The 19,338-nt window shown below is 73.2% G+C and carries 18 protein-coding genes; 9 read left to right on the top strand and 9 right to left on the bottom strand.

All coding sequences use genetic code 11. The annotated features are described in order from the left end of the window. Window positions 1-60 precede the first annotated feature (60 nt). Together E1300_RS29320 and E1300_RS29315 are read right to left on the bottom strand one after the other, a co-directional pair. Window positions 61-864, bottom strand: a complete 804-nt coding sequence (locus E1300_RS29320) for a hypothetical protein (RefSeq protein ID WP_131760330.1) — start codon at window positions 862-864, stop codon at window positions 61-63. Further along, entirely contained in the window at window positions 761-1,303 is a 543-nt protein-coding gene (locus E1300_RS29315; RefSeq protein ID WP_131760329.1) for a helix-turn-helix domain-containing protein, read from the bottom strand. The genes E1300_RS29320 and E1300_RS29315 overlap by 104 nt, the downstream gene beginning before the upstream one ends. Before the next feature lie 508 nt (window positions 1,304-1,811). Between E1300_RS29315 and E1300_RS29305 the strand changes: the two genes are divergently transcribed. Continuing rightward, window positions 1,812-2,063 carry a hypothetical protein gene (locus E1300_RS29305; RefSeq protein ID WP_131760327.1) on the top strand — a complete coding sequence of 84 codons (252 nt, stop codon included), beginning with the start codon at window positions 1,812-1,814 and terminating at the stop codon, window positions 2,061-2,063. Window positions 2,064-2,081: 18 nt separating this feature from the next. Here E1300_RS29305 and E1300_RS29300 read toward each other — a convergent pair whose 3' ends face one another. Together E1300_RS29300 and E1300_RS29295 are read right to left on the bottom strand one after the other, a co-directional pair. Further along, window positions 2,082-2,678: a hypothetical protein gene (locus tag E1300_RS29300; protein WP_131760326.1), complete on the bottom strand. Its 597-nt coding sequence runs from the start codon at window positions 2,676-2,678 to the stop codon at window positions 2,082-2,084. Window positions 2,679-2,809: 131 nt separating this feature from the next. Then, window positions 2,810-3,628 (bottom strand): NmrA family NAD(P)-binding protein, encoded by an 819-nt coding sequence (locus E1300_RS29295; RefSeq protein ID WP_165503047.1) that lies wholly within the window; start codon window positions 3,626-3,628, stop codon window positions 2,810-2,812. An 83-nt stretch (window positions 3,629-3,711) separates the two neighbouring features. Here E1300_RS29295 and E1300_RS29290 point away from each other — a divergent pair, with 83 nt between their 5' ends. The 5 genes from E1300_RS29290 to E1300_RS29270 all read left to right on the top strand — a co-directional run bounded on the left by E1300_RS29290 (window position 3,712) and on the right by E1300_RS29270 (window position 9,415). Next, window positions 3,712-4,650, top strand: a complete 939-nt coding sequence (locus E1300_RS29290; RefSeq protein ID WP_131760325.1) for an AraC family transcriptional regulator — start codon at window positions 3,712-3,714, stop codon at window positions 4,648-4,650. Between the two features lie 51 nt (window positions 4,651-4,701). Beyond that, the gene (locus E1300_RS29285) at window positions 4,702-6,864 is read left to right on the top strand and encodes a DEAD/DEAH box helicase (RefSeq protein WP_131760324.1); all 2,163 of its coding nucleotides are present in this window, start codon (window positions 4,702-4,704) and stop codon (window positions 6,862-6,864) included. A gap of 100 nt (window positions 6,865-6,964) precedes the next feature. Next, on the top strand, window positions 6,965-7,357 hold the full coding sequence (locus E1300_RS29280) for an OsmC family protein (protein ID WP_131760323.1): 393 nt from the start codon (window positions 6,965-6,967) through the stop codon (window positions 7,355-7,357). Between the two features lie 381 nt (window positions 7,358-7,738). After that, entirely contained in the window at window positions 7,739-8,608 is an 870-nt protein-coding gene (locus tag E1300_RS29275; RefSeq protein WP_242619461.1) for a phosphatase PAP2 family protein, read from the top strand. Between the two features lie 12 nt (window positions 8,609-8,620). Beyond that, a complete protein-coding gene (locus E1300_RS29270) occupies window positions 8,621-9,415 on the top strand; it encodes a phosphatase PAP2 family protein (protein ID WP_131760322.1) in 795 nt (264 codons plus the stop codon). Here E1300_RS29270 and E1300_RS29265 read toward each other — a convergent pair. Continuing rightward, entirely contained in the window at window positions 9,397-12,321 is a 2,925-nt protein-coding gene (locus E1300_RS29265; RefSeq protein ID WP_131760321.1) for a bifunctional [glutamine synthetase] adenylyltransferase/[glutamine synthetase]-adenylyl-L-tyrosine phosphorylase, read from the bottom strand. The two genes, E1300_RS29270 and E1300_RS29265, sit on opposite strands and share 19 nt — an antisense overlap. A 96-nt stretch (window positions 12,322-12,417) precedes the next feature. Between E1300_RS29265 and E1300_RS29260 the strand changes: the two genes are divergently transcribed. Continuing rightward, a complete protein-coding gene (locus E1300_RS29260) occupies window positions 12,418-13,296 on the top strand; it encodes a LysR family transcriptional regulator (RefSeq protein ID WP_131760320.1) in 879 nt (292 codons plus the stop codon). 89 nt (window positions 13,297-13,385) lie between these two features. Then, the gene (qcrB, locus tag E1300_RS29255) at window positions 13,386-15,065 is read left to right on the top strand and encodes a cytochrome bc1 complex cytochrome b subunit (protein WP_131760319.1); all 1,680 of its coding nucleotides are present in this window, start codon (window positions 13,386-13,388) and stop codon (window positions 15,063-15,065) included. A 3-nt stretch (window positions 15,066-15,068) separates the two neighbouring features. Here the strand turns inward: qcrB and ctaD are convergent, their stop codons facing one another. Together ctaD and E1300_RS29245 are read right to left on the bottom strand one after the other, a co-directional pair. Then, the gene (ctaD, locus tag E1300_RS29250) at window positions 15,069-16,769 is read right to left on the bottom strand and encodes an aa3-type cytochrome oxidase subunit I (protein WP_131760318.1); all 1,701 of its coding nucleotides are present in this window, start codon (window positions 16,767-16,769) and stop codon (window positions 15,069-15,071) included. Between the two features lie 7 nt (window positions 16,770-16,776). Then, entirely contained in the window at window positions 16,777-17,103 is a 327-nt protein-coding gene (locus E1300_RS29245) for a DUF2795 domain-containing protein (RefSeq protein WP_131760317.1), read from the bottom strand. Window positions 17,104-17,341: 238 nt separating this feature from the next. Here E1300_RS29245 and E1300_RS29240 point away from each other — a divergent pair, with 238 nt between their 5' ends. Continuing rightward, a complete protein-coding gene (locus E1300_RS29240) occupies window positions 17,342-18,232 on the top strand; it encodes a MerR family transcriptional regulator (protein WP_131760316.1) in 891 nt (296 codons plus the stop codon). A gap of 19 nt (window positions 18,233-18,251) precedes the next feature. Here the strand turns inward: E1300_RS29240 and E1300_RS29235 are convergent, their stop codons facing one another. Together E1300_RS29235 and E1300_RS29230 are read right to left on the bottom strand one after the other, a co-directional pair. Next, window positions 18,252-18,725: an SCP2 sterol-binding domain-containing protein gene (locus tag E1300_RS29235; RefSeq protein WP_131760315.1), complete on the bottom strand. Its 474-nt coding sequence runs from the start codon at window positions 18,723-18,725 to the stop codon at window positions 18,252-18,254. A 99-nt stretch (window positions 18,726-18,824) separates the two neighbouring features. Next, a partial coding sequence (locus tag E1300_RS29230) for a PucR family transcriptional regulator (RefSeq protein WP_131760314.1) occupies window positions 18,825-19,338 on the bottom strand: 514 nt, incomplete at its 5' end.

The raw sequence follows: 19,338 nt of genomic DNA, 5'->3' as shown, positions 1-19,338 counted from the left end.
CTTCGGCGATGACGTCCCACGTGAAGAGCGCTGGCGGTTTCTGGCTTCCTCGGGGACGCCCTAGACGGGGAGGTCGAGGAGGGTGGCGAAGGTTCGGGAGCGTCTGTCGATCATTGGGCCGCCGTGGTCGACGGCGTCCGAGACCATCTGGCGGGCCTGTGGTGAGTAGTGGACGGAGTCGTTGCACACCGGGTAGGCGCGCTCCAGCCAGTCGAGGGCGGCGGCGTGGTCGTTGCGCTGATGGTAGGTGCGCGCGGTCTCGACCATAAGGCGCGCCCGCCGCTCGCGGCTCGGGATGGTGTCCGGGTCGATGCGCCGGGCCTCCTCCCGTGCGGCGGACGACTTGGACAGGTCCGCGCGGATCGAGACCGCGTGCACCGCCACATTGGACGCGCCGAACTGCGTCCAAGGATGGTGGTAGCCGGGCGGGAGCCGTTCGGCCGTCGCCTGTCCCTCGTCCAGATGGCGGAGCGCGTCGCCTTCCTTTTCGTCGCGGGCGCTGGTCATCGCGGCGTGCAGATGGAGGGCTCCGTACATGGCTCGGAGTTCGTCGTCGCCGTCTTCTAGCCGGGGGCGAAGGAGAACGGACGCCTCGTCCACGAGCTCCAGCGCGCCGTCCAGGTCTCCTGCGGAGCGTTGCACCATCGCGAGCGTCCACGCGGCGCCCGCAAGGGCGAGCGGACGGTCCGCGTCGTGGGCGGCGGACATGCTCCTGTCCGCGACGACCCAAATGAGCTCGGGCTCGGCCGCCCAGACGAGTTCATGCTGGACGAGGGCGTAGAGGTCCGCGAGGACGGCGCTGGCCGTCCTGCGCGCCTCGCCTTCGGTCAGCCGGACGGCGGCGCGAGCGTCCCGGATGAGCATGGGCAGGACGCGGCCCACGTCGGTGCGGTGGGGTGGGCGAGCCGTGCCACATGCGCCAGGCCTGGGCGACCCGATCGGCGAGGCCTGCCACGTCCACGGCTGTGCCGCTGACGGTGAGCAGGGGCGCGCGGACGGCCTCGCGGATCGCGGGAACCGCCTCGTGCGGGATGCGGGCGAACGAGGTGAGCGGGATGGACGCGGCGTCGCCGATGTCCATGTCGGTGCCCGCGAGGAGGGCGACGTCGCCCACGCCGAGCACCTCTGCCAACCTGACGAGGGTCGGCAGGCGCGGCGGGAGGCGGCGGCCGTTCTCGATGCCCTTGAGCCAGGAGGCGGATTTGCCGACCAGGCCCGCGAGAGTGGGCCGCGACAACCCCTTGCGCTCGCGCAGGACCTGGATGCGCTCGCCGGTGCGCCGCCCGGCCAGGTCGTCAAGCATGGCGGCGGCTCGTGGCAGTACTGTCGCGCATTGGCCCGCGCCTTCCGGAGAGGTCGACGGTTTCCAGGCTAGGCGCGCACCCCGCCTGTGTCCCGAGATGGCGGCCCACCGAGCCGCGCGCACGGCGGGTATCGGAAGGTTGGACCGGAATGTGCTCGCCGGTCGTCGGCCGACGTGGAGAAGCCATGCACTCTAGGACGACGCGGGTCGATCATTGGCGGGGTTTGAGGGCGCCTGCGCCGACGAGCCGGAAGGCGTCGGCGAGTGTGCTTCCGCGACGGCGAAAAACGCGTGTGCTGATGACGACGGACGAGGCGTCCGTTGTGTGTTGGGTCGCGCCTGGCGAGCTGGGCGGTTACGACATCCATCCGGCTTTGCGGCGGCGTATCGCGCATGGTTTGGCTAGGCCGGACGAGGCCCATGTTGACTGAACCGTCGTTGCGGGCTAACCGGGCACTGGCTTGGCGGTGACTACTCCTGAGATGTGAGCTGTGACTACTCTCCGTGTATGGATAACCACGAAGTGCGGCAGGAGTGGCTTCTTGTTGTCGTCACTGCTGGGGCCGCTCTTCTTGCCGTGCCGCTGACCGCTGGTGCGCTCATGCTGGGGGCCGCGCTCGCGAGTGATGGTGCTCCACTGGTTTCGATCCCGGCCACCGGTAACGCGCATAGCGTCGTTCACCAACCCGTCCAGCAGCATGGCGACCCGGACGAAGACGGCCAGGACGGTGATAGCGACAGTGACAGTGACAGCAACTGAGGCGACCGACACCAGCGGTCATTGGATCAGCCATAGCGTGATCTGGAATTCGTAGTACGTCTGGTAGCCCGTGCCGTTGCTGCTCACGTATTGGAGCCTGCCCAGCTTGCCTTGGGGTGTGATGAGGCAGAGGTAGGAGGGCGGAGCGGTGAAGCCGAAGATGTGACGCTTCCCCTGCGCCAGGACGGTACGGCACTCGGCGGGGGTCGGGGGTCTGCTCGGCCCCCACGAGGTGACGCCGCCCTGGCGGGGTGCGAGGAGTGCGCCTTGGGGGTTGTCGGTGTCGGGGCCCGACACCGCCCAGTTGTCGTCCACCGGTGACGGCGAGGGCGGGCGGACGTCGAGGTCGACGCGCTCGTTGAGGGAGATGCGGACGCTGCCGTCCCAGGACAGCTGGTAGTTGCGGTCCGGGGTGCCGGTCGGCGGGGACGGGGATCCCCCGTCCGGGCTGGGCGTGGGTTTCGGGTCGGGGTCGTTCATGCTGGTGAGCACCTGGACGACCAGGCCCACGACCGTGGCCACGGCGGCGATCAGCCCGAGGACCTCTCCGATGGTCTTGAAGCGGCTCCTTCGCGGAGGTTCCTCGTCCTCGGTGGGCTGTTCGCGCTCGACCATGGTCGTCCTTGCTCGATGAGCCTGCTCCCGTAGGTCGGATGGTAGGTCGAGACGCCGTGTCAGCGGACGTTTCGCCAGGCGGTTGGCCGTTAACAGCCAAGCGGCCGGGCGATGGTGAGGCCCCCGCAGGGTCAGGTCCAGGCGCCTGCGGCGGCGGCTTCGGCTACGAAGTCCTCGAAGGGCTTGGCCGGACGGCCCAGGGCGCGTTGGACGTCGTCGGTGACCGCTGTGCCCAGGCCGCCGTTGCGGATGTCCACGAGGATGTCGGTGAGGAGGCGCGCCACGTCCAAGGGGACGCCGTTGGCCACCTGGCGGTCTATGTAGGTTTCGGGGGACACGTCGTCGTAGCGGATGGTCCGGCCCGTGGCCTTGGCGATGAGGTCGACCGCTTCGCCGAAGGTGAGCGCTCGGGGGCCGGTGAGTTCGTAGGACTGGCCGGCGTGGCGGTCCGTGAGGAGTGCGGACGCGGCGACGTCGGCGATGTCCTCGGCGTCGATGAAGGGGACGCGGCCGTCGCCGACGGGGAGGGCCAGGGTGCCCGCGCGGATGCCCGGCAGCCAGAACGCCTCGCTGAAGTTCTGCGCGAACCAGGTCGGGCGCAGGATGGTCCAGGCGGCGCCGGAGTCGCGGACGGCCTGCTCGGCGGGCGCCAAGGGGTGGGTGTCGTCGAGGCCGGCGGCGGGGGCCGAGAGGAGTACCAGCCGCCGGGCGCCCGCGGCGACCGCCTCGGCCACGAAGGCCGGGATGCGGGTGCCGGCCGCCAGGTCCGGTTCCACGATGTAGGCGGCGGTGACGCCGTCGAGGGCGGCCTTCCAGGTGGTGGGGTCGTCCAGGTCGAGAGGGGTGTCGCCGCTGCGGGACGCCGCCCGGGCGGGGCGGTCGGCGGCGTGGAGGCGGTGGGCGATGCGGCGGCCGGTCTTGCCGGTGCCGCTGAGGATCAGGGTGGTCATACCGGCCAGTGAACTCCTCGGGCGGGAGACGATCCATGGGTGGGCGTCCGTAGATCCTTTGTGATCGTCTAGCGTGGGGCGGCATGGACGTCCTGAGCGATCTGCTGTACCGGGCCCGCGCCAAGGACGCGCTGGTCAGGCAGTTGATCCAGCGGCCGCCGTGGTCGATGACGTTCGCCGAGCCGCCGCCGCTCACGCTGATGGCCACATTGGGCGGCCCCGCGTCGGTTCGGGTGGACGGTGGCCTCGACTCGGCGTCGCTCGCCGCGGGCGAGATCGTCCTGATCAGCGGTAAAGGGGCTCACACGATCGCGGACAGCCTGAACACGCCGCCTCAGGTCGTCGTGGAGGGGCGGACGAAGCGAGTGATCGGGGGTGGCGAGGCGACGCCGCCCCTGGCGCCGCGTACCTATGGTGACGGGCTGCCTGGGGCCACGGTCATGTTGCGGGGCGCGTACGAGCTGCGCGGTGATGTCGGCAGGCGGCTGCTGGAGATGCTGCCGCCCCTGGCCGTCGTGCCCGCGGGGCCGCGGACCGGGGCGGCGCTCGATCTGCTCGCCGCCGAGGTCGGCCGCGACGAGCCGGGGCAGGACGCCGTTCTGGCCAGGCTGCTCGATCTGCTGCTCGTCCTGGCGCTGCGGGCCTGGTGCGCGGGGCCGGAGGCGGATCTGCCCGCGTGGTTCCGCGCGCTGGGCGATCCCGCCGTCGGGGACGCGCTGCGCCTCATGCACGAGGACCCCGCCCAGCGGTGGACGGTCGGCGCGCTGGCCGCCAAGGTCGGGATGTCCCGCGCGGCGTTCGCCGGGCGGTTCGCCCGGCTGGTCGGCGAGCCTCCGCTCGCCTACCTGACCGGCTGGCGCATGACCGTGGCCGCCGACCTGCTCCGCGACGGCGAGGAGAGCGTCGCGGCCGTGGCCCGCGCGGTGGGGTACGGGGACGCGTTCGCGTTCAGTGTGGCGTTCAAGCGCGCTCGCGGGGTAAGCCCGTCGGTCTGGCGGCGGGCGCGCGCGCCGCGGAACTGACGGGGGGCGGTGGCATCATGTGGCGCGGACGTGCGGTGAGGAGTGGCGGTGATGGCGCAGGAGCTCGTGCGGACGCGGGGGGCCGAGCCGAAGGAGCTGGTGCGGCGCGGGCATGCGCTGCTGGAGGCGGCGCGCGACCTGCTGGGCGATCACCGGCGGGCGCTCGCGGAGGTGCACGCGGCGCTGGCACCGCTGCGCAGGGAGGCGGGGCGCGCGCAGCTCGCCTCGATCCCCGTGGCGCGGCTCAAGGACGTGACGGGCGGGCGGCTGCGGCTCGGGCCGCTGGAGCAGGCCGGGCTTGAGACCGTCCTGGACGTCCTCGACAGCAATCCCTACCGGCTCCAGCTCCTGCCGGGCATCGGGCCGCAGACGGCCAACCAGCTGCACGCCGCGGCGGGGCAGCTCGCGGAGGCGGCGGAGCGGACGGCCGGGATCCGCGTCGACGTGGAGCGGCGTGACGAGGCGACGACACCGCTGGTGGTGGCGCTGCACCGGCTGGTGAACGCGGGGCCGGAGCTGCCGCGGGCGCGGGCGGCGGCCGAGGAGCTGGACGAGCGGCTGAGCCCGCTGGTCGCGGACGCGCGGCCGCTGGCGTCGTGGTGGCGGAGCCTGCTGGCGAGCCAGCGGCGCCGGGCGCGGGCGCGGGAGGCGGCCGGTGAGCTGGCGCGGGTCCTCGGCGCGGAGGACGCGCGGGACACCGCGCTGCTGATCTCGCAGGCGTCGGTCGACCTGCTCCGTCCGGCGGCGCCCGCGACGGAGGCGTGGATCGACTTCGAGCTGCGCGCCTCCGACTACCAGACCCTGCTGGCGGAGCTGGCGGCGCTCCACCCCGACCGGGACGCCGCGGAGGGGTTCCTCCCGGGCGACCTCGCGGCGCGGGTCAAGGCGCAGCCCCTGGACGACACGCACCGGCGGGTGTCGCTGCGCGGGTACCAGGCGTTCGGGGCGCGGTTCGCGCTCGTCCAGCGGAGGGTGATCCTCGGGGACGAGATGGGCCTGGGCAAGACGATCCAGGCCGTCGCCGCGGTCGCGCACCTGCGGGCCGAGGGGGCGACGCACTTCCTGGTGGCGTGCCCGGCCAGCGTGCTGATCAACTGGGTGCGGGAGATCGAGGCGCGCAGCGCGCTGGAGGCGCATCCGCTGCACGGGCCGGGGCGGGCGAAGGCGACCAGGCGCTGGATCGCCGCGGGCGGCATCGCGGTGACGACCCTGGACACGCTGCACACGCTGGACGTCCCGGCCGACGTCGCGGTGGGGATGTTCGTCGTGGACGAGGCGCACTTCGTGAAGAACCACGAGACGCGGCGCGCCCGGGCGGTCGCGAAGTGGTGCGCGCGGACCGATCGGGTCCTGTTCCTCACGGGGACGCCGATGGAGAACCGGGTCGAGGAGTTCCGCAACCTCGTCGCGCACCTGCGGCCCGAGCTGCTGCCGGAGATCCGGCACAGCGACGCCGCGATGGGGCCGCGGGCGTTCCGGTCGGCGGTCGCGCCCGCCTACCTGCGGCGCAACCAGCGGGACGTGCTCGTCGAGCTGCCAGAGGTCGTCCATGTGGACGAGTGGGAGGAGTTCAGCTCGGCCGACGCGGCGGCCTACAAGCGGGCCGTCAGGGACGGCAACTTCATGGCGATGCGCCGCGCCGCGTACGCCGACCCGCGCCGGTCGGCGAAGCTGAGCCGCTTGGTGGAGCTGGTGGAGGAGGCCGCGGCGAACGAGCTGAAGGTCGTGGTGTTCTCCTACTTCCGGGACGTGCTGGCGGTCGTCCGGGAGGCGGTCGGGCGGGACGTCCGGGGCCCGATCGACGGGGGCATGCCGGCGGCGCGCCGCCAGGAGCTGGTGGACGCGTTCACCGCCGAGCCCGGGCACGCGGTGCTGCTCGCGCAGATCCAGGCGGGCGGGGTGGGGCTGAACCTCCAGGCCGCCTCGGTGGTGATCATCTGCGAGCCGCAGGTGAAGCCGACGATGGAGACGCAGGCGGTCGCCCGCGCCCACCGGATGGGGCAGGTGCGGCCGGTGCAGGTGCACCGGCTGCTGACGCCGGGCGGCGTCGACCAGCGGATGCTGGAGATCCTGCGGGTCAAGGCGGGCCTGTTCGACGAGTACGCGCGGCGCAGCGACCTCGCCGAGCGGACGCCGGACGCGGTCGACATCTCCGAGCAGGCCCTCGCCCGGCAGATCGTCGAGGAGGAGCAGCAACGCCTCGGCACCTCCTGACCTGCCGCCCCGACGCGTTCGGCTCGGCGCGGGTGGACGGGGAAGAAGGGGGGTGGGGGGCTTGTTTCGATGGGCGGCATCTACGTGAGCGGAGGACGTCATGGCCGAGGTCAGGGTGGAGCGGACCGAGGACGGTTTCGAGGCCGTCAACGCGCGGGGCGCGCGGGTCGCCGTCGGTACCGGGGACGCCGAGGGCGTGTTCACGCCGGTCGAGCTGCTGCTGGCGGCGCTCGGGGGCTGCGAGCTGGTGACCGTGGAGCCGCTGACGGCCCAGCGGGGGCACCGGATGGCGCGGCTCGCCGCGACCGTCCAGGCCGACAAGGTCGCGACGAGCAGGCTCGGGACGATCACGATCACGTATGACGTGGAGCTGCCCGAGGGCGACGAGAAGGCCGCGGACGTGCTGGCGGCGGTGGCCAAGCGGGTCCATGAGGGCTACTGCACGGTCGGCAACGCCCTCAAGGAGGAGATGAAGGTCGACCAGGTGGTGTAGCGGGACCGGTTCCGGGGAGCCAGTCCGGATGCGGCCAGCGTCCGCGGCAGTTACTGCCACAATGACGGGTATTGAGTCGATCCTAGGGGTTTGTCCGCACGGTGGACCGGGAGGCGGCGCCCCCGGGCGACCCGCCGCCTCCTATGCTGAACCTCTGATCAACTCCATAGGCTCCGCGCGAGGGAGCGGGTCCCCCGGATACCCCGGGGGCCCTCCCCCGAAAGTCCGGATACCGCTTCAGGGTCGTACTACTCAAGGCTGAGATGAAGACCATTCGTCGCGGTGATCTCAATGGGGGGCCGCGAGGCAAAGATAGGTAGCATGGCCCAAACCGCCCCCCCAGCAGCGCGCCGAGGCCCGGTCGACCCGGCCCGGCGAGGCGTGCAGCGACAGCCGGCCGCGACGATGCGGCGCAGGGTGCTCACCGCGCCGCCGGTGTGGCGCGAGCTGATGCTGATCGTCCTGTTCTATACCGCTTATACGTTGACGCGGATCGTCCTGGTTCAGGACGGGACGGGGCCGGCGTTCGCCCATGCCGGCGACATCCTCCGGGCGGAGCGGTGGCTGGGGATCGACGTGGAGCTGGGCCTGAACCAGACGCTGCTCAGCGTCCCGTGGCTGGCGCGGACCGCGAACATCTTCTACGCGACGATGCACTTCATCGTGACGCTCGGCGTCGTCGTGTGGCTGTACCGGTACCGCCCCAGGGAGTACCGGTGGCTGCGCACCTCGATCATGGTCGCGACGGGGGTCGCGCTGCTCGGCTTCTGGCTGTACCCGCTGGCCCCGCCGCGGTTCCTGCACAGCGAGGGCTTCGTCGACCCGGTGACGGCGCTGCACTCGCTCGGGCTGTACGCGAGCGACGCGTCCGGGAGCCTGACCAACCAGTACGCGGCGATGCCGTCGATGCACGCCGGGTGGGCGCTGTGGTGCGGTTTCGTCCTGGTCAAGCTGGCGTCGCAGCGGTGGGCGAAGGTCGTCGGCGTGCTGTACCCCGCCACGACGGTCTTCGTCATCCTGTCGACCGCCAACCACTACGTCCTGGACGCGGTCGTCGGGATCGCGGTCATCGCCGGGTCGCTCGCGCTGTCGTGGCTGCTGTACGCGCGGTGCCCGGAGCGGATCCTGGACGCGCGGCGCCGCACCGTGCGGCGGATCGCGCACCGGATCGCGCCCAGGGCCGGACGGGGCGCCGGGCGCGCCCGCGCCGATTCGGCCGCCGCCGGTGGTGCGTCGAGATCCGCCGTTTGAGATCCTGAGAACGTGACCAGACCGGCGCGCGTCCCGGAGGCAGGCCGCGGCGCGGAGGGCGACGCGGCGGGGCCGGGCCGTGCCGCGGCACGGCCCCGCATCTGGGCCGAGCTGCTGCTTCTGACCCTGTGCTACCTGGCCTACTCGGCCGTCCGGAACATGGTGCCGACCGACCACGCGGCGGCGGCGCACCGGGCGTACGAGATCCTCAGCCTGGAGTACGACCTCGGCCTGGACGTGGAGTACGGGCTCAACCGGCTGTTCGTGACGCACGAGTGGCTCGCGGTCGGGGCGAACTACTTCTACGCCACGCTGCACTTCGTCGTGACGATCGCGGTGATGGTGTGGCTGTACGCGCGGCATCCGGCCCGCTACGCCACGTACCGGACGCTGCTGTTCGCCACCACGATGATCGGCCTCGCCGGGTTCTGGATCTTCCCGCTGGCGCCGCCGCGGATGCTGCCCGGTTACGTCGACACCGTGATCGCGTTCGGGACGTGGGGCATCTACGACTCGGGGCCGACCGCGTCGGTGTCCAACCAGTACGCGGCGATGCCGTCCATGCACACGGCGTGGTCGCTGTGGTGCGCGGCGGCGATCATCGGGATCGCGCGGCGGCGCTGGGTGATGGTGGTCGCCGCCCTGTACCCGGCCACCACCATCGTGGTGATCATGGGGACGGCGAACCACTTCCTGCTGGACGCCGTCGGCGGCGCCGCCGCGCTGGCCGGGGGGCTCGCGCTGACCCGGGGCGCGTTCCGGATCGTGGCGCTCGCCCGCCCGCAGGATCAGTCCCCGGCGCCGTAGAAGACCCGGTCGACGACGGCGCGGGCGCGGCGGGCGTGCCGCCGGTAGTCCTCCAGGAGGTCGCCGGTGCCCGGGTAGTCGAGGACGCGGGTGACGGCGCTGCGCTCCCGGTGGTGGTCGGTGGGCAGCAGGTCCGACGCCCTCCCCCGGACGAGCATGATCGACCCGCGGATGCGGGTGGCCAGGCACCACGCCTCCGTCAGGACGGCGGCGTCGCCCTCGTCGAGCAGCCGGGCGCCGACGGCGGCGTCCAGCGCGGCGAGCGTGCGGGTCGTGCGCAGCGCGGGGACCTCGCCCGCGTGCCTGAGCTGGAGGAGCTGGGCGACCCACTCGACGTCCGCGAGGCCGCCCGGGCCGAGCTTCATGTGCAGCCGCCGCTCGACGCCGCGGGGCAGCCGCTCGGACTCCATCCGGGCCTTCAGCCGCCGGATCTGCCGGACGGCGTCCTCGTCGATGCCGTCCTCGGGCCAGCGGATCGGGTCGATCAGGGCGCGGAACCGCGCGCACAGCTCCGGGTCGCCGATGATCGGGTCGGCGCGCAGCAGCGCCTGCGCCTCCCAGGGCTCCGACCAGCGGGCGTAGTAGGCGGCGTAGGAGGCCAGCGTGCGGACGAGCGGCCCCTGCCGGCCCTCGGGCCGCAGGTTCGGGTCGATCTCCAGCGGCGGGTCGGGGGCGGGCAGGGCGAGCAGCCGGCGCAGCTCCTCGGCGACGGCGTGCGCCGCGCGCCCGGCGGCCCGCTCGTCCGCGCCGGGCAGCGGGTCGTGCACGAACATGACGTCGGCGTCGCTGCCGTAGCCGAGCTCGTGGCCGCCGAACCGGCCCATCGCGACGACGGCCATCCGGGTCGGCAGCGCCTCCCCCGTACTGGACTCGATCTTGCCGATGGCGGCCCGCAGCGCGGCCTCGACGGTGACGGTGGCGATGTCGGTGAGGGCCTCCCCGACCGTCCGGACGTCGGCGAGGCGGAGCAGGTCGGCGACCGCCACCCGGAACAGCTCGCGGCGGCGCAGCCCGCGGACCACCGCGACGGCCTCCTCCGCGGGGACGCCCCGCTTCGGGGGGCCCGACGGGGCGGCGGCGTCGGGGTGGACGTGGCGGCGGACGGCGGCGAGGGCCTCCGAGCGCAGCGCCTCGTACGGGCGGGGCGTCAGCTCGGCGGCGCTGCCGAGCATCGCGACCGCCTCCGGGGCGCGCAGCAGCAGGTCGGTGGCGTAGCGGCTGCATCCGAGGACCCAGGCCATCCGCTCGGCGACGGTGACCTCGTCGCGCAGCAGCCGCAGGTACCAGGGGGTCGTGCCGAGCGCGTCGCTGACCTGCCGGAAGCCGAGCAGGCCCGCGTCGGGGTCGGGCGCGTCGGCGAACCAGCCGAGCATGACCGGCAGCAGCGTCCGCTGGATCGCGGCGCGCCGCGACACCCCGGCGGTGAGCGCCTCGATGTGCCGGAGCGCGCCCGCCGGGTCGCCGTAGCCGAGCGCGACCAGCCGCGCCCGCGCCGCCTCCGGCGTGAGCCGCGCCTCCTCTCCGGGGAGCCGCGCGACGGCGCGCAGCAGCGGCCGGTAGAACAGCTTCTCGTGGATGCGGCGGACCTCGCGGGCGTGCCGCCGCCACAGTGCGGTGAACTCGCCGACCGGGTCGGTGCGCAGGCCGAGGGCCCGGCCGAGCCGCCGCAGGTCGGCGGGGTCGTCCGGGACGAGGTGGGTGCGGCGCAGCCGGTGCAGCTGGATGAGGTGCTCGACCCGCCGCAGGAACCGGTAGGCGGACGCGAGGACCGCCGCGTCGTCCCGCCCGACGTAGCCGCCCTGCGACAGGTCCGACAGCGCGTCCAGCGTGGTGGGGCTGCGCAGCGTCTCGTCGGCCCGGCCGTGGACGAGCTGGAGGAGCTGCACCGAGAACTCGACGTCGCGGAGCCCGCCGGGCCCGAGCTTGAGCTGCCGCTCGGCCTCGGCGCTGCGCTGGTTCAGGTCGGCCTCGACCCGCCGCCGCATCGCCTGGACGTCCTCGACGAAGCTCTCGCCCTCGGCGGCCTTCCAAACGATCGGGGTGATCGCGTCCATGTAGCGGGCGCCGAGGCCGGGGTCGCCCGCCACCGGACGGGCCTTCAGCAGCGCCTGGAACTCCCAGGTCTTCGCCCAGCGCTCGTAGTAGGCGCGGTGGCTGGCGAGCGTCCGGACGAGCGGCCCGGCCTTGCCCTCGGGGCGCAGCGCCGCGTCCACCTCCCAGAGCGCCCCCTCCTCGGTGCTGGACGAGCAGGCCCGCATCAGCGCCGAGGCCAGCCGGGTCGCGGCGCGGAGGGCGGCGTCCTCGCCCGCCCCGTCGCGGGCCTCGGCGACGAACACAACGTCCACGTCGCTGACGTAGTTCAGCTCGCGGCCGCCGCACTTGCCCATGCCGATCACCGCGAGCCGGCACAGCTCGTGCTCGGGGACCTCGGCGCGGGCGATGGCGAGCCCCGCCTCCAGGGCCGCGGCGGCGAGGTCGGCCAGCTCGGCGGCGACCTCGGCGACGTCCGCGACGCCGATCAGGTCGCGGCCCGCGAGGGACAGCAGCCGCCTGCGGTAGGCGGCGCGGAGCGCGACGAGCGTCCACAGGTCCGGGGCGAGGGCGCAGAGAAGGGAGCCGATGCCGAACGCGGCGACGCCGGCCCGGAACACCCGGTGGGCGCCGTGCCGGTCGGCGACAGCGCCCGCGGACAGGAGCAGAGCGCCGAGAACGACCGTGTATCCGGTGACGGTCCACTGGAGGCCCGCGACCGTCCCGTGCAGGGAGCGGGCGAGGTCGGGTTCGGCCACCGAGAGGACGGTCGTGTCGAGCAGGACCATGAAGTAGCCGAGGGAGATGCCGAGGAGTGCCGGGCGGCGCCGCGCGCCCGCGGAGCGCTCCGGCGGCGGTGCGAGGGTTGTGCTCATGGCGGCCAGTCTCGGGACGTCCGCCGCCCGCCTCCACCGGCCCGGCCGCATGGGGCGTTCGGAATATCCGAACGCGCCGCGGGGGTTGGTGCGGGCATGGAGTTCCGCCAGTTGCGCACGTTCGAGGCCGTCGTCGGCCACGGCACCGTGACGGACGCCGCGAACGCGCTGGACCTCGCGCCGTCGTCGGTGTCGGAGCAGATCCGCGCGCTGGAGCGGTCGGTCGGCGTGCCCCTGTTCGACCGGAGCCCGCACGGGATGCGGCTGACCGCGGCGGGCGAGCGCATGCACGGGTGGGCGGGACGGTTGCTGCGGCAAGCCGAGCAGGCCCGGGCGGAGGTCGCCGGGGAGCGGCCTGTGCTGCGGCTCGGCGCGCTGGAGACGATCGCGGCGACCCACGTCCCGGGCGTGCTCGCGCGGCTCGCGGAGCGGCGGCCCGGCCTGCGGGTGGAGGTGCGGTCGGACGCGGCCCGCGACCAGCTCCTCGGCGCGGTGGCCGCCGGGGACCTGGAGGCGGCGCTCCTGCTGGACGCCGGCGACGGCGTCGGGGGGCTCGGCTTCACCCCGCCGCCCGCGCCGCTCGACCACCTCGACCTGGAGCCGGTGCCGCTCGCGCTCGTCGCCGCGCCCGGCCACCGCCTCGACGGCGTCCCCGGCCTGGCGCCGGACGACCTGCGCGGCGAGAAGCTGCTGGTGAACGTGCCCGCCTGCTCGTTCTGGCTGGCCGGGGAGCGGCTCCTCGGGTCCGCCGTGGAGCGGGTCAGGGCCGGGAGCGTGACCGTGATGAGCGCGTGGGCGGAGCGCGGGCTCGGCATCGCGCTGGTGCCGGAGTTCTCCGTCCGGGACCGTCTCGACGCCGGAACCCTCGTCCGGCTCGCGCTCGACGCACCGGGCCTCAGCCTCCGGCTGGTGTGGCGCGCCGATCGAGAGGCCCTGCCCGGCCTCCGGGAGATGCTCTACGCCGCCGTCGCCTGAAGGACGCGCCCGTTTGCCCTGGTCACCGCCGGGTACCGGCGCCTCGGAGGGCCTGGGACGCCGAGAGCCCGCCCGCCGAGGGGGACGCGATGGCGGGACGAGGAGGCGCGCCGGTGGCCGGACGGCTCGCCGGCGCCCTGGCGCGGGGCACGGACGACCGGCTCGGCGCCTCCGGGTTCATGAAGCGCAACCTCGGGAAGGCGTTCCCGGGCCACTGGTCGTTCCTGCTCGGCGAGATCGCGCTCTACGCGTTCGCCGTCCTGCTGCTCACCGGCGTCTACCTGACGCTGTTCTTCAAGCCGGTCAGCGGGCAGATCGTCTACGGCGGGTCGTACGCGCCGCTGCGCGGGGCGACGATGAGCGAGGCGTACGCGTCCGCGCTCCGCCTGTCGTTCGACGTGCGCGGCGGGCTGCTGATGCGGCAGCTCCACCACTGGGCGGCGAACGTCTTCGTCGCCGCGATCTGCGCGCACCTGCTGCGGATCTTCTTCACCGGCGCGTTCCGCAAGCCCCGCGAGATCAACTGGCTGATCGGCGTGACGCTGTTCGGGCTCGCGCTGGCCGAGGGGTTCGCGGGCTACTCGCTGCCGGACGACCTGCTCTCCGGCACCGGCCTGCGGATCGCGCAGGGCATCATGCTGTCGATCCCCCTCGTGGGGACGTACGTGAGCATGTGGGTGTTCGGCGGCGAGTTCCCCGGCGAGGACATCATCCCGCGCCTGTTCACCCTGCACGTCCTGCTGGTCCCGGGGCTGCTGCTCGCGCTGATCACCGCGCACCTCATGGTCCTCTGGCATCAGACGCACACGCAGTTCCCCGCGAAGGACCGCAAGGAGCGGCTCGTGTCGGGGCACGCGACCTTCCCGCACTTCGCCGCCCAGAGCGCCGCCTACTTCCTCTACACCGTCGGCGTCCTCGCCGCGATGGCGACGTTCGCGCAGATCAACCCGGTCTGGCTGTACGGGCCGTACGAGCCGGACCAGGTCTCCTCGGGCTCCCAGCCCGACTGGTACGTGGGGTTCCTGGAGGGCTCGCTGCGGCTGATGCCGCGCCTGAGCACGACCGTGGCCGGGCACACGGTCAGCTGGAACGTGCTCGTGCCCGCCGTCCTGCTCCCCGCCGTGTTCCTCACCGGGATCGCGCTGTACCCGTTCGCCGAACGCTGGGCGACCGGGGACGACCGCTACCACCACCTCCTCGACCGGCCGCGGAACGCCCCCACGCGGACCGCGATCGGCGCCGCGGTCGTCGCCTGGTACGGCAACCTATGGGCGGCGGGCGGCAACGACGTCATCGCCACCGTCTTCGGGTTCTCGCTGTACGGGACGACCTGGTTCTTCCGCGTCGGCTTCTTCGCCTTCCCCGTCCTCGCGTTCGTCCTCACCCGCCGTGCCTGCCTCAGCCTCCAGCGCCGCGACCTCCACGTCCGCCGGGAGGGCGTGGAGTCGGGACGGATCGTCCGCCAGCCTGACGGCGGGTTCGTCGAAAGGCACGAGCGGCCGGAGGCCGAGGAAGCGGCCCTGCTGGTGACCAGGCAGCCGCGGGAACTCGTCGTCCCCCGCCCGAAGCACCTGATCCCGCTGCCGACCCCGGGCCGCGCCAACGCCCAGCTCCGCAGCCGCGTGAACCACTTCTACCTCGACTACCAGAGCGAGGTGTCCGGCGGCGGCCAGGGTGTTTTCAACGGCCGGCCCGCCCTCCCCGGCGGGGACGAGGGCGGTCTCAAGGGCCGCCTCAAGAGGTTGTTCACGAGGAGCGGCGGGAAGTAGCGGTCAGGGGTTAGGGGTGGCGAGCTCGGCCTCCTGCGGCGACTCCTTCGGCGGGTAGTGCAGGTCGAACGCGGGACGCATCGAGCGGATCCGCGGCATGGCCGTGAAGTTGTGCCGGGGCGGCGGGCAGGACGTCGCCCATTCCAGCGAGCCGCCGAAGCCCCAAGGGTCGTCCGTCCCGACCTGCGCGCCGCGCTTGTGCGTCCGCCAGATGTTCCACAGGAACGCGAACGTGGACGCGCCGAGGACGAACGAGCCGATCGACGAGACGAGGTTCAGCGTGGAGAACTGCCCGGGGTAGTCGGCGTAGCGGCGCGGCATCCCGGCGGCGCCGAGCAGGTGCTGGACGAGGAACGTCGTGTGGAAGCCCGCGAACAGCGACCAGAAGTGGATCCTGCCCCAGGTCTCGTCCAGCCGCCTGCCGGTCATCTTCGGCCACCAGAAGTAGAAGCCGCCGAACATGGCGAACACGACGGTGCCGAACAGGACGTAGTGGAAGTGGGCCACGACGAAGTAGGAGTCGTGGAGGTGGAAGTCCAGCGGCGGCGAGGCGAGGATGACCCCGGTCAGGCCGCCGAACAGGAACGTGACCAGGAAGCCGAGCGCCCACAGCATCGGCGCCTCGAAGGTCAGCGAGCCCTTCCAGAGCGTCCCGACCCAGTTGAAGAACTTGATGCCCGTCGGGACGGCGATCATGAACGACATGATCGAGAAGAACGGCAGCAGGACCTGGCCGGTGGCGAACATGTGGTGCGCCCACACCGTCATCGACAGGCCCGTGATCGCGATCGTCGCGGCGACCAGCGCGACGTAGCCGAAGATCGGCTTGCGCGCGAACACCGGAATGATCTCGGTGACGATGCCGAAGAACGGCAGCGCCACGATGTAGACCTCGGGATGCCCGAAGAACCAGAACAGGTGCTGCCACAGCAGCGCCCCGCCGTGGTGCGCGTCGTAGACGTGGGCGCCGAGCTTGCGGTCGGCCTCCAGCGCCAGCAGCGCGGCGGTGAGCACCGGGAAGGCGATCAGCACCATCACGCTGGTCAGCAGCACGTTCCAGGTGAAGATCGGCATCCGGAACACGACCATGCCGGGGGCCCGCATCCCGATGATCGTCGTCATGAGGTTGACCGCGGTGAGGATCGTCCCGAGGCCGGACACCACCAGGCCCATCACCCACAGGTCGCCGCCGTTCCCGGGCGAGTAGGGGTCCGACGACAGCGGCGCGTAGGCGGTCCAGCCGAACGCCGCCGCGCCGCCGGGCATGAGGAAGCCCAGCAGGACCATCAGCGCGCCGAGCAGGAACAGGTAGTAGCCGAACGCGTTGAGCCGCGGGAACGCCACGTCGGGCGCGCCGATCTGGAGCGGGACGAGCACGTTCGCGAACCCGGCGAACAGCGGGGTCGCGAACAGCAGCAGCATGACCGTGCCGTGGATCGTGAACAGCTCGTTGTACTGCTGCGCGGTGACGACCTGGAGGCCCGGCCGGAGCAGCTCCGCCCGCATGACCATGGCCATCGCGCCGGCGAGCAGGAACATCGTGAACGCGGTGCCGAGGTAGAGGTACCCGACGACCTTGTGGTCCGTCGTCGACAGGATGCCGGCGAACCGGGCGCCCTTGCCGTGCCGCGCGAGCGCGTCGGCGACGCTGGTGTCCGCGTCCCCCGCGGGACCGGCGTCCGGCGCCTCCTCCAGGGCGGTCATGCCGCCATCACGCGCCGCCCTCGCCGCGCTCCAGCTCGTCCTGGACGGGCGGCCGCTCCGACTCGCGCATGTGCTCGGCGAGGCCCTGCCTCTCGTGGTGGTGGCGCTGGTACACCCGCTCCGCCGTGCCGCGGTCTGGGTCCGGGTCGATCGGGACGGAGCGCACGACCTCCGCCACGTTGTCGTAGGTGCCGAGGGGCAGCGACGCCAGCGCCCGCTCGGCCTGCGTCCCCGGCGCCCGGCGGTGCGCGTGCTCGGCGATGTCCTGCTTGCTCGCCGGGAAGGCGAGGTCCCCCAGCAGCTTCTCGACCTGCCAGGTGTCGGCGATCCTCATGGCGTGTCCCCCCGTGACTCGGCCCCGCGGCGCGCGGCGTGGTCCCTGCCGCCCGCCTGCCCGTTCAGCGACCGCCCAAACGGGACCCGCGGCCGGGACGACCTGCGCAGGGACGCGTCGGCTACCCCCTATCCCGATATCCCGCGGATCCGTGGGTCATGAATCAGTGGGACATGGGCGACCGCGCCACGGTTCGTTAGTACGATGAGGAAGATCGACCGCGTACCGAGAGACGGGCATGGCTGAGTACCGCATCGACGATCTGGCGCGCGCCGCCGGAACCACGGTCCGTCACGTACGGGGCTTCCAGGAACGCGGGCTGCTCCCCCCGCCGCGCATGAGGGGCCGGGTCGGCTACTACGACGACACCCACCTCGCCCGGATCAACCTGATCGGGCGGCTCAAGGACCGCGGCTACACGCTCGCGAGCATCGTCGAGATGCTGTCCGCGTGGGAGCGCGGCCACGACCTCGGCGACCTGCTCGGCCTCGAACGGGTGATCCACGACCCCTGGTCGGACGAGGCGCCCGCGTACATGTCGCTGCCCGAGGTCGTCCGGATGTTCTACCCGGACGTCCCGGAGGAGGTCCTCGAAGGCCGCGGGCCCGATGACTTCGGCACGCTCGGCCGCGCCGAGGAGCTGGAGTTCATCCGCTGGACGGGCGACCGGTACGAGGTGCCGAGCCCGCGGCTGCTGGAGGTCGGCGCCCAGCTCGTCGCGGCGGGGATCCGGCTGAGCGCGGTCTTCGACATCGCCGAGAAGCTGCGCGGGGACGTCGACGAGATCGCCCGCCGCTTCGTCCGGCTGACCGTCGACCACGCCGGGTTCGACACGAGCCAGGTCCCCGAGGGCACCGACTTCCGCGAGATCGCCGACACCATCCGGCGGCTGCGGCCGGCCGGCATCCTGGCCGTCCAGGGGCTGCTGGCCCGCGCGCTGCACGCGGAGATCCAGGCCGAGTTCACCCGCCAGATCGAGCACCTGGGCCCGCGCCCCCGCCCCGCGGCCGGCGCGGAACCCGGTGGGGGCACGGAGCCCGCCGCGGGCGCGGAGTCCGGTGGGGACGCGCGGCCCGGGCGGGAGGCGGCCGGCGGAGCGGCGCCGGCCGTCCCCGACCTGCCGGCGTGACCGGTGCCCGGCCCGCCGGTCAGTAGTCGAACCAGCCGGCGAGCTTCGCGCCGAACATCATGTCGCCGGACAGCTTGATCTTGCCGGTCATGAAGCCCTCGACGCCCGGCAGCCGCCCCGAGCACAGCCGCAGCAGCGTCGGGACGGTCAGCCCGAGGGTGACCTTCGGGGCGGCGGGGGCGCCGCGCTCACCGGCGGCCGTCCCGTCCGCGATCGTCAGGGTGTAGGTCAGCGGGCCGGAGGGCGTCCGGACGTCCCAGCGGACCACGCCGCCGTCCTTCCCGGCCCGCTCCGGCACGAAGTGCTCGCCCATCAGCGCGAAGACCTTGTCGAGGACGTCCGCGGCGCCGACCGCCGCCACGAACCCCTCGATCAGCGCGTCGTCCACGCCCGGGGTGTCCAGCAGCTCGCGGAGCTGCTCGGGCGACTCCACCTCCGCCAGCGTCTGCTTGAGCCGGCCGGCGTCACCGAGGTCGGGCAGGGTGTCGCTCATCGCGGGTTCCTCCTTGGAAGCGGTGCGGTCCCCCACGACGATTCCAGCGGGCCGGTCCGCGCAGAACTGCCCGGCGGACGGATTCCGCGGGCCCCGCGCTCACCTCGATGAGCGGTTCCCGCCCGTCCCGGCGCCGCTCGCGAACCAGTCGGGCTGGGCGCCGCGCTCGGCGGTGGCGGTCCACAGCCGCAGCGCCATCAGCAGCTCGACGTGCAGCGCCGGGTCGTGGATGGCGTCGCCGAACAGCTCGTCGAGCTTGCGCAGCCGCAGCCGGACGGTCTGCGGGTGGACGTGCAGCCGCGCGGCGGCGGCCGAGGCGTTGAAGCCGCACTCCAGGACGGCCTGGAGCGTCTGCGCGTACTGGTGGCGCCGGTTCGGCCGCACCGCGAGCAGCGGCCGCAGGCGGCGCCGCGCGGAGTGCTCGACCAGCTCGCGGTGGTCGAGGACCACCAGCGTGGGCGCGTGGTCGGCCGCCATGACCGGCTCGTCGCCGGGGGCTGCGCCGGGGAGCACGCCCCGTCCGGCGAGGTCGAGCGCCTGCCGCGCCCAGCGCAGCGACCGGGCGAGCCCGGTGAGCTCGACCGGCGGCCCGACGGCGGCCGCGCGGCCGTGC

Origin of the sequence: Actinomadura fibrosa (assembly GCF_900659615.1) — a bacterium.
Lineage (GTDB): Bacteria > Actinomycetota > Actinomycetes > Streptosporangiales > Streptosporangiaceae > Spirillospora > Spirillospora fibrosa.
The sequence above is the reverse complement of the archived record's forward strand: the minus strand, read 5'-3'. Positions and strand labels throughout refer to the sequence as shown.